This is a genomic window from Acidovorax facilis, from assembly GCF_050626955.1.
GTDB lineage: Bacteria > Pseudomonadota > Gammaproteobacteria > Burkholderiales > Burkholderiaceae_C > Acidovorax > Acidovorax facilis.
The window spans coordinates 78,924-91,681 of record NZ_CP192462.1 but is presented as its reverse complement, the minus strand read 5'-3'; the positions used below and the strand labels follow the sequence as shown (position 1 = coordinate 91,681).

Annotated in this window: 11 protein-coding genes; 8 read left to right on the top strand and 3 right to left on the bottom strand. The window is 63.7% G+C overall.

The annotated features are described in order from the left end of the window. Positions 1–26: 26 nt before the first annotated feature. Positions 27–461: a MaoC family dehydratase gene (locus tag ACQ4MJ_RS26425; RefSeq protein ID WP_431153205.1), complete on the bottom strand. Its 435-nt coding sequence runs from the start codon at positions 459–461 to the stop codon at positions 27–29. Between the two features lie 177 nt (positions 462–638). Between ACQ4MJ_RS26425 and ACQ4MJ_RS26420 the strand changes: the two genes are divergently transcribed. After that, on the top strand, positions 639–2,732 hold the full coding sequence (locus ACQ4MJ_RS26420) for a 3-hydroxyacyl-CoA dehydrogenase NAD-binding domain-containing protein (protein WP_431153204.1): 2,094 nt from the start codon (positions 639–641) through the stop codon (positions 2,730–2,732). Here the strand turns inward: ACQ4MJ_RS26420 and ACQ4MJ_RS26415 are convergent. After that, entirely contained in the window at positions 2,729–3,388 is a 660-nt protein-coding gene (locus ACQ4MJ_RS26415) for a hypothetical protein (RefSeq protein ID WP_431153203.1), read from the bottom strand. The two genes, ACQ4MJ_RS26420 and ACQ4MJ_RS26415, sit on opposite strands and share 4 nt — an antisense overlap. 1 nt (position 3,389) lies before the next feature. After that, positions 3,390–4,457: a phosphotransferase gene (locus ACQ4MJ_RS26410; RefSeq protein WP_431153202.1), complete on the bottom strand. Its 1,068-nt coding sequence runs from the start codon at positions 4,455–4,457 to the stop codon at positions 3,390–3,392. A gap of 134 nt (positions 4,458–4,591) precedes the next feature. On the opposite strand from ACQ4MJ_RS26410, the gene ACQ4MJ_RS26405 reads away from it, so the two are divergent. The 7 genes from ACQ4MJ_RS26405 to ACQ4MJ_RS26375 all read left to right on the top strand — a co-directional run bounded on the left by ACQ4MJ_RS26405 (position 4,592) and on the right by ACQ4MJ_RS26375 (position 12,734). Further along, positions 4,592–5,494 carry a LysR family transcriptional regulator gene (locus ACQ4MJ_RS26405; protein ID WP_431153201.1) on the top strand — a complete coding sequence of 301 codons (903 nt, stop codon included), beginning with the start codon at positions 4,592–4,594 and terminating at the stop codon, positions 5,492–5,494. Between the two features lie 149 nt (positions 5,495–5,643). Next, positions 5,644–6,906: an ABC transporter substrate-binding protein gene (locus ACQ4MJ_RS26400; protein WP_431153200.1), complete on the top strand. Its 1,263-nt coding sequence runs from the start codon at positions 5,644–5,646 to the stop codon at positions 6,904–6,906. 2 nt (positions 6,907–6,908) lie between these two features. Further along, complete coding sequence (locus ACQ4MJ_RS26395; RefSeq protein WP_431153199.1) at positions 6,909–8,876, top strand: ABC transporter permease; 1,968 nt, start codon at positions 6,909–6,911, stop codon at positions 8,874–8,876. Further along, positions 8,873–9,646 carry an ABC transporter ATP-binding protein gene (locus ACQ4MJ_RS26390; RefSeq protein ID WP_431153198.1) on the top strand — a complete coding sequence of 258 codons (774 nt, stop codon included), beginning with the start codon at positions 8,873–8,875 and terminating at the stop codon, positions 9,644–9,646. The genes ACQ4MJ_RS26395 and ACQ4MJ_RS26390 overlap by 4 nt, the downstream gene beginning before the upstream one ends. Beyond that, positions 9,639–10,343 carry an ABC transporter ATP-binding protein gene (locus tag ACQ4MJ_RS26385; protein WP_431153197.1) on the top strand — a complete coding sequence of 235 codons (705 nt, stop codon included), beginning with the start codon at positions 9,639–9,641 and terminating at the stop codon, positions 10,341–10,343. Before ACQ4MJ_RS26390 ends, ACQ4MJ_RS26385 begins: the two co-directional genes overlap by 8 nt. A gap of 39 nt (positions 10,344–10,382) precedes the next feature. After that, positions 10,383–11,513, top strand: a complete 1,131-nt coding sequence (locus ACQ4MJ_RS26380) for an acyl-CoA dehydrogenase family protein (RefSeq protein ID WP_431153196.1) — start codon at positions 10,383–10,385, stop codon at positions 11,511–11,513. A 21-nt stretch (positions 11,514–11,534) separates the two neighbouring features. Beyond that, positions 11,535–12,734: an acyl-CoA dehydrogenase family protein gene (locus tag ACQ4MJ_RS26375; protein ID WP_431153195.1), complete on the top strand. Its 1,200-nt coding sequence runs from the start codon at positions 11,535–11,537 to the stop codon at positions 12,732–12,734. Positions 12,735–12,758 lie beyond the last annotated feature (24 nt).

Genomic DNA, 12,758 nt, shown 5'->3' with positions numbered 1-12,758 from the left:
AGTAGGAAATTGAAGAGGTTGACCGCTCAGTTCCACGAGAGCAGGCCGAGGGAAACGGCGACAAGCGCCGGCTTGGGCTGGTCCTCGATCTCGATGGTGTTTTCGGTGCGCAGCAGCGTCCATCCGTCTTCGCGTGGCTCGACGCTCAACAACTTGATGTGATTGCGCACCCGAGAGCCGGCGATCACCGGCGACATGAAGCGCAGCTTGTCGAGTCCGTAGTTGACGGACTTGGCCGGCTTGAGCCCGCAAAGTAGTTCGTAGGACGTGATCGGCAGCAGCGAGAGCGTCAGAAAGCCGTGCGCGATTGGCGCGCCGAAAGGGCTTTCGCGCTTGGCGCGATCCACGTCGATGTGGATCCACTGGCGATCCTCCGTGCAGTCCGCAAAGGCATCGATGCGGGACTGCGGAACGTTCACCCAGGATGAGGTTCCGATCAATCGGCCGATGTGCTGCTGCAAGTTGTCTCTCGTGAGTATTGGCATGGTAAGGACTACTGATGAGGATGCGTAGATGGTGCCGTGCGCTGGTACATCGGCACATGAAGACTTTTCATCCGTCACATGCGCCTTGTTGATGCGGCCCCGCTGCGCGTGAACGAACATTGCTTGTCAACCCCAATTTCAGAAGGAGCGCGTGTGACTGCAAGCTATGAAGTTCGCGACGGCATTGCCGTTGTCACGATGGATAATCCGCCCGTCAACAGTCTGGGCTTCGGCAATCGCCGCTTCATCGCCGAGTCGGTCCGGCGCGCGCAGGACGATGCAGCGGTGCACGCCATCGTGCTGACCGGTCGCGGCCGTGCCTTCTGCGGCGGCGCCGACATTCGCGAGTTCAACAAGCCGGAGGCCACGATGGCGCCCGACATCGTCGATGTCATCCGCGTCGTTGAAGGTTGCGAAAAGCCGGTTGTGGCCGCGATTCACAGCGTGGTGATGGGCGGTGGGCTCGAACTAGCTATGAGCTGCCACTACCGTGTGGTTCGCCGTGGCACGCAGGTAGCGCTGCCGGAGGTGCGCATCGGCATCCTGCCCGGCGCGACCGGCACTCAGCGGTTGCCGCGCCTGATTGGACTCGAGCCCGCGCTCAACATGATCGTGTCCGGCGACACCGTGATGAGCGAAGTGCTTGCGGCAATGCCGGGGCAGAAGTTGTTCGATCGCTTAGTGGAAGACGATGTAGTGCTTGCTGCCACTGAGCTTGCGCACGACATAGCCAACCTGCGGCCGTTGCCACGTTCACGCGAGCGCAAGGTCGAGCATCCTGATGCTGAGGCGTATCTGCAGTTCGCGCGCAACATGGTTGCAGCCAAGTGGCCACACTATCCGGCACCTCTACGCTGCCTCGATTGCATCGCTCAGTCGGTGCGGCTTCCATTTGATGCGGCTGTGGACTACGAGCGCGTTGCGGTCACCGAGCTGCTATGGTCGCCCGAGAGCGCCGCGCTGCGCAATGCCTTCTTCGCCGAGCGCGCAGCCTCCAAGATCCCGGACGTGCCGTCCGACACGCCCAAGCGCGAAATCAAGTCGGTGGCCGTGATCGGCGCCGGCACCATGGGCGGCGGCATCTCCATGAACTTCCTGAACGCGGGCATCCCCGTCAAGATCCTGGAGACCAAGCAGGAAGCCCTGGACCGCGGCATCGCCACGATCAAGAAGAACTACGAAGCCCAGGTCAAGAAGGGCAAGCTCAAGGAAGACAAGTACGCGCAGCGCATGGCCCTGCAGACCACCACGCTCGACTATGCCGACCTCAAGGACGCCGACCTGGTGATCGAGGCCGTGTTCGAGGAACTGGGCGTCAAGGAAACCGTGTTCAAGCAGCTCGACGCCGTGATGAAGCCCGGCGCTATCCTGGCCTCCAACACCTCCACGCTGGACGTGGACAAGATCGCCGCCTTCACCAAGCGCCCCGAAGACGTGGTGGGCATGCACTTCTTCAGCCCCGCCAACGTGATGAAGCTGCTGGAAGTGGTGCGCGGTGCCAAGACCGGCAAGGACGTGCTGGCCACCGTGATGGCCGTGGCCAAGAAGATCAAGAAGACCGCCGTGGTCTCGGGCGTGTGCGATGGCTTCATCGGCAACCGCATGATCGAGCAGTACAGCCGCCAGGCCGGCTTCCTGCTGGACGAGGGCGCAACCCCCCAGCAGGTGGACAAGGCGATCGAGAAGTTCGGCTTCGCCATGGGCCCGTTCCGCATGGGCGACCTGGCCGGCAACGACATCGGCTGGGCGATCCGCAAGCGCCGTGCCGTCGAGCGCGCCGACATGAAGTACAGCCGCACGGCCGACAAGCTCTGCGAGCTGGGCCGCTTCGGCCAGAAGACCGGCGCGGGCTGGTACGACTACCAGGCCGGCAAGCGCGATGCGATCCCCAGCGAGCTGGTCAACAAGATGATCGAAGACCACCGCAAGGAACTGGGCATCACGCCGCGCAAGATTTCCGACGAGGAAATCGTGCAGCGCCTGGTGTTCTCCCTGGTCAACGAAGGCGCGCACATCCTGGAAGACGGCACCGCCAGCAAGTCCGGCGACATCGACATGGTCTACCTCACGGGCTATGGCTTCCCCATCTACCGCGGCGGCCCCATGCACTACGCCAGCGAAGTGGGCCTGTTCAACGTGGTGCAGGCCATGGACCGCTTTGCCAAGAACCCCAACGACGACGCGGCGTTCTGGAAGCCCGCCCCGCTGCTGGCCAAGCTGGCGGCCGAAGGCCGGTCTTTCGTCTAAAGTGCGCGCAGGCGGAAAGCGACACCGAGCGCGACGAAGGTCGCGTGGTCGCGGCCGTCGTCAACCTTGAAGCCCTGCGCGGATGCTCGATGCGTCCAAGCGGCAATATCGGGGGTCGCGAAGTGCAGCGCGCTGATGCCCAGGCGGCCTTCCGCTGGTGGCAAAAAGCGCAGGTCTACGCCATCGAGCGCCAGCATCGGAAGTCCGTTGCCGTTGCGTGAGTTCGGCGCGTTGAACATCTGCGCCCAATGCAGTGCGACGCGCTCTGGTGCGCGAACCGCGAGTTCCAGCGCGCAGAGCCGCGCGCCGGGTGCATGCGGGTCCTCAGCGGATACTGCGCATTCTTCCCTCAGATGTACAGTGCATGCGCCTGTTTCGATGGCGTCGAGGCGCAGAGCCGACGCGTAGCCGAGTGCAGCGCAATCCAGCGTCTCGACGCCGAGCCGGTGCAAGTGCGTGCGATGGGTATCGAGATCGTTGCAGTGCAGGTCCAGTGCGTCACCCGACGTAGCGTTCACCTCGATCCATTGCCCGTCTAGAAAGAATCGCTGCGCGGCCTCCATGCCCAGAATCCGCCCGAACACCGAGGCCGCGTCCTCGCGTTCGAGCGCCAGGCGCAGGCCGCGCAAGCGGGGAGGCTGCAGATCTGCAGTCATCCTAGGCGCAATCCAGGGTGTTGCGCCAGCCGAGTTCCGCCAGCGCGCGGGCTTGCTGTCCTGCTTCAAGCGCATGGGCACTCGAAGCGTTTCCTGCAATCGCCCGGCCCATGATGCCTTGCGCGATCGCCGCGGCGCGGAACAGGTTGAAGGCGCCGTAGAAGCGCCATGCCGAAGTGGTCACCGCCGGAAGGCGGCGGCGTTGGCAGTAGCGCGCGAGGTAGCTCTCGACGGAAGGCAAGCCGAGCTTGACTAGCTCGATGCTCGACAGGTCGCCGAGTCCACGGAGCGGCGACGAGAGCTGCCAGGCCATGCAGTGGTAGGCGAAGTCGGCCATCGGGTCGCCGAGCGTAGAGAGCTCCCAGTCGAGCACCGCGACGACGCGGGGCGCGTCGCGTGCAAAGACAAGGTTGTCGAGCCGGAAATCGCCGTGCACGATGCGGGTGGCCGATTCGGCGGGCACGTTCTGCGGCAGCCACGCGATGAGGTTTTCGAAGGCCCCGATGCGCTCGGTCTCACTGGCGCGGTACTGGCGGGTCCACCGTGCGATCTGGCGCTCGATGTAATTGCCGGTGCGGCCGAAGTCGGCAAGCCCGGCCGCTTCAAAATCCACCTCGTGCAGTGCAGCCAGAACGCGGTTCATGTCGTCGCAGATTGAGCTGCGTTCCTCGCGGCTGACCTTCGGCAGCTTCGGGTCCCAGAGAATGCGCCCGTCCATGAAATCCATGACATAGAAGGCGCTACCGATCACCTCGTCGTTTTCGCACAGCGCATGCACGCGCGGCACCGGTACATCGGTTTGCGCGAGTACTTTCATGATCCGGAATTCGCGTTCGACTGCGTGCGCGGATGGCAGCAAATCCCCCGAAGGCTTGCGGCGCAGCACATAGCGGCGTCGGCCTGCGTCGATGAGAAAGGTGGGGTTCGACTGGCCACCCTTGAACTGCTGGATGCCGAAGTGCCTCCGCACGTCCTCGTCCACATGCGACGCGAACCATTGCCGCAGGCGTGCCTCGTCGAAGCGCTGAGATTGCTGCACATCGGTGGTGCCGCTGAAGGGCTCGCTCATGGGGTCTTGTCTCCTCGGTGAATGCACTCGGGCGCCATCACGCGGCATGATGTGGCGCGTTCATTGGCATTGAGCCTAAGGGCACCAGTGCCCGCGAGGCCAATGAATGCTTGGAATGGGCCTGGATACAGCGAATGCATATATCGAGAGTCGACCTCAACCTGCTCGTAGTGCTTGACACCATCTACACCGAAGGTGGCATCACCAAGGCGGCTGAAAAGCTGCATCTGACGCAGCCTGCGATCAGCCACGCGCTGGCGCGTCTGCGCGACCTCTTCAATGATCCGCTTTTCGAGCGTCAGGGTCACCGGATGGTGCCGACCCCGCTGACTAAGCGGCTGATTGATCCGCTGCGCGGCTCGCTGCAGTCGATCGGGTCGTTGCTCAATGACACGCAGAGCTTTGAGCCGATGGCGGCGCGCAAGCGCTTCGTGATCGGGTTGCGCGACTTCATGGAATCCACCGTGCTTTCGCCGCTGATGAAGGTGCTCGCGATCGAGGCACCGGAGGTCGAGGTTTCCAGCGTGCGCGCCAATCGCCGGGCCCTCGAGAGCGACCTCGCCGCAGGCACGCTCGATATTGCGGTTGATGTGCTGCTCCCGCTCTCGGATGCGGTCAAAGTCAAGCGCATCACGGTGGATGGCATGGCGGTGGTGGCGCGAAAAGGGCATCCGGCGATCAACGGATCGGTGGACCTCGACACCTATATCGCCCAGCGCCATGTCCTCGTGACATCGCGGCGGCAAGGCATGGGCTTCGAGGACATCGAACTGCGTCGCATGGGCGTGCAGCGCCAGATTGCGCTGCGCTGCCAGTTCTACTTCGCGGCCTGTCGCACAGTATCGGAGACCGATTTGCTGCTCACGATGCCGGAGAGCTACGCGCACATGGCCAATCGCCAATTCGGCAACCAAGTGATGGCTTTTCCGACGCCGCTATCGTCGTTGGACGCCTACATGTACTGGCATGCAAGCACGGACAACGACGCTGCCAATCGCTGGCTGCGATCGGTGCTGCTGCGCTGCGTTGCGCGCTGAACCAGCGGCGAGCGGCTCTCCCGTCACCTTCATTCCATCTCCTTAGGGTTTACGCCAGTGCGGTGTGTACAGACGCGCCTGTAAATTGTCATCTGTTATAACAAATTTCGTCCCTAGTTCTTCGGGACGCAACGCAAGGAGACACCGCTATGAGCCTGAAGCGTAGAACCCTCATCCAGGCCGCCAGCGCGGCAGCCGTGTTTGGCAGTGCCAACACGCGATTCTTCCCGTCCGCGCAGGCTCAGGGCCAGCCGATACGTGTTGGCGCGATGCTGCCGATGAGCGGCATCGGCGCCGAGGCCGGCGCGGCTTGGCTCAATGGCATCAAGGCCGCGCAGATGCAATGGAACGCCAACGGTGGCCTGTTGGGTCGACAGATAGAAATTGTCGTTCGCGACGACAAGTTCACAAGCGCAGGCGCGGTAGCTGCGGCGCGCGAGCTCGCTGGCGAGGGCATCAATCTCTCCATTGGCGCAGGACAATCGCCGATGGCGCTGGCCATAGCGCCAATCCTGTCCGAGCTCAAGAGCGTGGTCGTCGCCCCCGCGCCGAGCGTGATGTCGTTGACGCACGAGAACTTCAGCCGCAACTTTTTCCGGCTCGCGTCGAACGCGCTGATGCTCTACGGCGGTATTGGCAACCTGATGACGACGCGCTTCTCCGATGTCGAGACCTGGGCGGTGATCGCGCCCGACAGTGAAAACGGCCGCGATGTCGCTCGCTACTTTAAAGCCGGCGTGGCGCAGGCCGCCGCGAAAAGCGGGCGCAAGGTGCAGGTGCTCGAGCCGGTGTTCGCGAGCCTCAACAAGGCTGACTACAAAATCGAGATCAACAGCCTGATGAATTCTGGTGCGCAGGGCCTATTCGTCGGCCTGACCGCCGCACCTTGCGTGAGCCTGTTGCAGCAGGGCCGCGCGGTGGGCATGGAAAAGCGCTTTAAGGTGATCGGAGAGGCAGGCACTGAACTGATGATCGCCAAGGCGATGCAGAAGGCGACGCCGCAGAACCTGTGGGGCACGACCTACTGGGCGCCGGAGCTTGAGCCGTTCAAGACCCAGTTCCCGGTCAGTAAGGACCTGAGTGAACATATCGTCAAGGTCGCGGGCACGCCTTACGTGCCAGGCATCGTGCAGTCATCGCATCGATCCGCGCTCGCGATCTTCAACGCGGTGAAGAAGGCGAACTCGACCGATACAGACGCGGTCATCTCCGCACTCGAAGGCCTGCAATTCGACACGGCCGCGGGCCCCTACCGCATCCGCAAGGAGGACCACCAAGGCATAGGCTCGTTCTACTTCGCGAAGATCGGTGCCCGCGACTCAGCGCCGGGCTATGGGCTGGAACAGGTCGTCCGCCTGGATGAAGCAGAGATCGTCGAGCCGCCGTCTCCTGGCAAAAAGTTCGAGGGCTGAGCGTGGCCAACGATCTCCTTTTCGCGGTGTTCAACGCCGCCGCGTTCGGCATGGCGATCTTCGTAGTCGCCGCCGGCCTGACGCTGATCTTTGGCCTGATGCGCCTGCTCAACATGGCGCAGGGCGGCTTCTTCATGATCGGCGCCTATACCTCCTATTCGGTCATGGGGCGAGACGTGCAGTCGCTGGGCATGTTCCTGTTCGCAGCGCTGGTGGGTGGCGTTGTAGTAGCGCTGCTGGGCCTCGTGACCGACAAGCTGGTGCTGCGCCGGCTGCGCCATGTCGATCCGCACTACGTGCTCATTGCCACCTTCGCACTGATGATGGTGTGCACTGGCGCCACCAAGCTGATCTGGGGCGTCGACTTCTTCTCAGTCAATCCGCCGCCAGGGCTGGACCAGCCGCTCAACCCATTCGGCATGTTCTTCTCGGCCTACCAGATCTTCGTGATCGTGGCAGGGGTGCTTGTCTACGCGCTGCTCGAAGTGGCGATCCATCGCATGTGGTTCGGCAAGCTCATGCAGGCGCTTGCGGCCGACCCGTGGATGTCGGGGGTGCTTGGGCTCAACGTGTCCTTCGGCATTGCGCTGAGCGTGATGGCGAGTTTCCTTCTCGCAGGGCTGGCGGGCGGGTTGCTGCTGCCGAACCAGAGCCTGTCGACGGGCCTAGGGGATTCGTACCTCATGTATGCCTTCTTCGCGGTCATCATTGGTGGGCTAGGCAACATCCGCGGTGCGTTCATCGGTTCGCTGGTGCTTGGGCTCGTGCAAAGCCTGAACACGGTACTGCTGCCTTCGGTACCGGGTCTTGCGATCTATGTGGTGCTCGCGGCCTTCCTGCTGTGGAAGCCGAGCGGCCTGTTCCCTGCGGTCGGCGCGCACTCTGAGTCCGGCCCCGAAGCGCATGGCACCGGACTGCTGCATCGCCCGCGCATTTCGCGCAGTGTCTGGCAGGTGCTTGGCGTGGCCACGGTTGGAGTACTCGCAACTCTGCCGCTTTGGGTTAACGCCGGCCCGCTCTATGTGGTGGGGACGGTGTTGGTGCAGGTGGTGTTCGCGCTGTCGTGGAACATTCTCTTCGGCTACACCGGGCTGGTGTCCTTCGGGCACGCGGGCTTCTTCGCGCTGGGGGCCTATCTGGCGGCACTGGCGCTGCGTCATATCGCGGGCGTGCCTTTTCTCGGTGTACTCGGAGGGGCCGCGCTACTCGGGGCTGCCGCTGCATGGGTGGTCGGTGTACTGGCGTTGCGGCGCATGAGCGGCGTCTTTCTCGCGGTGCTCACCGTGGCACTCGCAGAGGCGCTACGGCTCATCATCGGCTTCTCAACCCTGTTGGGGCGTGAGGACGGCATCACCGACATCCCGCGGCCGGCGCTGAACTTCGGACTGCTGCGCATCGATCTCGCAAGTTCGAATGCATATTACTGGTTCCTGCTTGTTGCAACGGTGTTAATCACCGCCTTCCTGTGGTGGTTGCTGCACAGCCGCTTCGGGCGCACGCTGCAGACGGTGCGGCAGGACGCAGAGCGTGCCGCTTTCATGGGCACGAACGTGGCGAGCTACCGTCTTGCGGCCTTTGTCATATCGGGCGCTGTCGCGGCGTTGGCTGGCGCGCTGTACGCACCGTGGTCGCGCATCGTGACGGTGGAGGAAGTGCACTGGCTCGCTTCCGCGCAACCGATGCTGAATACGCTCCTGGGTGGCGTCGGCTCCTTCTGGGGGCCGGTGGTCGGTGCGGGCCTGTTCGCTACCATCACCTATGCGACACGCACGCTGGTCGGCCTATCGGAGTTGATCGTCGGCGCAGGCTTGCTCGCCATCATCCTGCTGGCGCCCAACGGAGCGGTGGGCTTGTGGCGCAGTCTAGAGGAACGCCTCTGGGGCCGCCGCGCACCGCGAACGAGCGAACCTGGGAAATCACCACCGCTGGTTGCACCAGTCGGCGAGCTCAAGGCCGGAGGTGCGCGATGAACGATCCGATGCTGCGCGTCCAGGACGTGCGCAAGAACTACGGCCCGATTGAGGTGCTCCGTGGCGTGAGCTTGTCCGTGGGGCGTGGCGAAGTCTTCGCCATCATCGGCCCCAACGGCGCGGGCAAGACCACGATGTTCAAGGTCATGACTGGTGAGGTGCCGTGCAACGGCGGAAGCATTCACTTCGGCGGCAAGGACGTCACTCGGATGCCGGCGCACGAGCGCGTGCGCGAAGGCTTCGGACGCACCTTCCAGGTGGCGCGTGTGTTTCATGACTTCACCGTTCTTGACAATGTGATCGCAGCTGTCGAGGCGCGTCGCAAATTCAAGCGCGAGCCGCTCGGTTCGCGCTGGCGCTGTGCGCCTTCGTCCGAGGTGCGCGATGAAGCTATTGCGCTGCTGGAAGACGTGAAGCTGCACACCCTCGCGGGCGAGGCGGCGCGCTTTCTTTCCCACGGCGATAAGAAGCGGCTCGAATTCGTGATCGCACTCGCGGGCCGCCCGACCATCCTAATGCTCGACGAGCCGACTGCCGGCATGTCGCCGAGTGACCGCGCCGAGATCGCACAGATGGTGTCACGCACGCAGAAGGAGCGGGGTATCACCGTAGTAATGACCGAGCACGACATGGATGTGGTGTTCGGGCTTGCGCACCGGATCATGGTGATGAACTACGGCGCGGTCGTCTCCACTGGCAGCGTTGAACAGGTGCGTGCCGATCCGAAGGTGCGCGAGGTCTACCTCGGCAAGGAGATGGTTGGTGCTTGAAGTCCGCGAACTCGATGCCTTCTACGGCGACAGCCATGTCCTGCATGGCGCGCAGATCTCGGTGAAGGCGGGGCAGCGGGTCGCGCTGCTCGGCCGAAACGGCGCTGGCAAGTCGACCCTGCTCAAGAGCGTGATGAACGCCGGTCCGCGCGTGCGCGGCGTGGTGCGCTTCGACGGCAGGGACCTGCGCGACGTGCAGACCCACCAGCGTACGCGCATGGGCCTGTCTCTGGTGCCGGAGGACCGGCGAATCTTCACCCACCTCACCGTGACAGAGAACATCGCGATCGCGCGCTACGGTGCGTCACCTTCTCGGCCCTCGGTGCCGGTGGCGGACATCATCGCGCGCTTTCCGATGCTCGCGCCGCTGCAGCAGCGCTATGGTGGCCAGCTCAGCGGCGGGCAGCAGCAGCTCCTGGCGGTCGCGCGTGCGATGGCAGCAAACCCAAGCCTCCTGCTGCTCGACGAGCCAACTGAGGGTCTCGCGCCGATCATCGTCGAGGAGATGGCGCACGACGTGGTGCGCACCTGCACCGAAGGCAATGTCGCGCTGCTGCTGTGCGAGCAGAACATCTGGTTCGCCCGCCGTTGCACCGAGTACGTCTACGTGATCGACACCGGCCGCGTAGTGTTCGAGGGCGACTGGGAGCGCTTCGATGCCAATCCGCAGGTCCAGCAGCGCTATCTTGCGCTCTGAAAGGGCCTTCCATCCATTCCAACGCCAACACAAAGACCCATGGATCTCCAGTACACCCCGGAACAGAACCAGCTCAGGGAAAGCGTCGAGCGCTTCGTGCGCGAGGGATACGACTTCACGCGCCGCCGCAAGCTCGCGGCGAGCGATCCCGGCCATGACGAGAACTGCTGGCGCAGCTACGCCGAGTTCGGCTGGCTCGCGGTGCCTTTCAGGGAGGAGGACGGCGGCATCGGCGGCGATGCCACTGACACCGGCATCGTCATGGAAGGAGTGGGGCGCGGGCTGCTGCTGGAGCCGTATCTTGCCAATGTCGTTCTCGGAGGCGGCGTGTTGGCCGCGCTCGGCGGTCCCGGGCAGAAGGCGGAATGGTTGCAGCCGATGATGACCGGCGAGCGCAAGCTGGCGTTGGCCTATGCCGAGCCTGAATCGCGCTACGAGCTTGCGCATTGCACGACTACTGCGCAGCGCGCGGGCGCTGGATGGCGCATCGACGGGCGAAAGTCCTTCGTCCACGGCGGCGGCGTCGCCGACTTCTACGTGCTGATCGCACGAACCTCGGGGCAGGTCGACGATGCGCTGGGTCTGACGGCGTTCGTTGTCGACGCGAGGGCGCGCGGACTCGAAGTGACGCCCTACGCCAGCCATGACGGCACGCGCGCGGCCGATTTAGTCTTCAACGGAGTGCAGGTCGACGACGCTCGCCGTCTCGGCGAAGCTGGCACGGCGTTCCCGGCGCTCGAACTGGTGATCGACCAGGCAATTGCCGCGATCGCTTCCGAAGCGGTCGGTGCCATGGGTGCACTGGTTGACATGACGCTCGACTACCTTAAGACCCGCCAGCAGTTCGGTCGGCCGATCGGCACCAACCAGGCTCTGCAGCATCGCATGGTAGATATGTACATCGCGCTCGACGAAGCGCGCTCGATGGCGCTCTACGGCGCGTTGATGCTGGGCGAGTCCGACTCGGCCGCGCGGCGTAAGGCGCTATCGGCCACCAAGATCGAGATCGACAGGACCGCGCGACGCGTCGGGCAGGAGGCGGTCCAGCTGCATGGCGCGATGGGCGTGACCGACGAGCTCGCTGTGGGCCACTATTTCAAACGCCTGTCGATGATCGGCGTGACCTTCGGCGACATGAGCTGGCACCTGCAGCGCCACGCGCTGGCTTGAGCCATACGGGAGGACCTCAACGTGGATCTCGGTCTTTCGCCCCAGGAGCGGGCATTCGAAGAGGAAGTGCGTGAATTCGTCGCGCGAGAACTGCCGGACGACATTCGCGAGAAGGTGCTGCAGGACCGCCACCTTGATCGCGAGGACTTTATGCGCTGGCAGCAGGTCCTCGGCCGCAAGGGTTGGTTCACTGGTGCTTGGCCGCGAGAGTTCGGCGGCCATGCATGGACGGCCATGCAGACCATCATCTTCAATCGCGTTGCGGGGGAGATGCATTGCCCCGAACTGCAGGTCTTCGGCCCTGCGATGGTCGGGCCGGTAATCTACACCTTCGGCACGCCGGAACAGAGAGCCCTGCATTTGCCTGCAATCTGCGACTCGTCCGTGTGGTGGTGCCAGGGCTATTCGGAGCCCGGCGCGGGATCGGACCTTGCATCGCTCCAGACCGCTGCCGAGAACCGCGGCGACCACTACCTCGTCAATGGCCAGAAGATCTGGACCTCGTACGCGCACTTCGCCGACTGGATGTTCTGCCTTGTGCGTACCGGCCGCGAGGGCAAACGTCAGCAGGGAATCTCCTTCCTGCTGATCGACATGAAGACTCCGGGGATCGAGGTGCAGCCGATCCGGATGTTGGATGGACGCCATTACCTCAATGCGGTGTTCTTCAACGACGTGAAGGTGCCGACCTCCAATCGAATCGGCGAGGAAGGGCGAGGCTGGACCTACGCGAAATTCCTGCTGGAGCACGAGCGCGTGGAGAACGCGAACCTGCGCTTTATCACCCAGGAACTGCAGAAGCTGCGGCACGTCGCTTCGCAGGTGCGTAGCAACGGCCGTCGCCTTGCGGACGATCCCGCATTCATGGCTGAGGTCAGCGCGGTCGAGGTGCAGTTCAAGGCGTTGGAGATCGGTCTTCTGCGGATGCTGTCGGACATGCAAGCCGGCGCACCCGCTGGGCCCGGCAAGTCGTCCTTCATCAAGATCCGCGGCACCGAGATCGCGCAGCGCATCACCGAACTGTTGGTGCAAGCAAGTGGGCCTGATGCAATCCGCTACCAGCCCGGACCGCTGTTCGGCCAGGGTGAACGCGAGCTCATCGGCCCTGAGCACGGGCTTGGGCCTGTCGCCAACTACCTCTTTTGCCGAGCGATGACGATCTACGGCGGCAGCACCGAGGTGCAGAAGAACATCATGGCCAAGCACGCGCTCGGCCTTTGAACATCCCGGGACGAAGAGAGGACA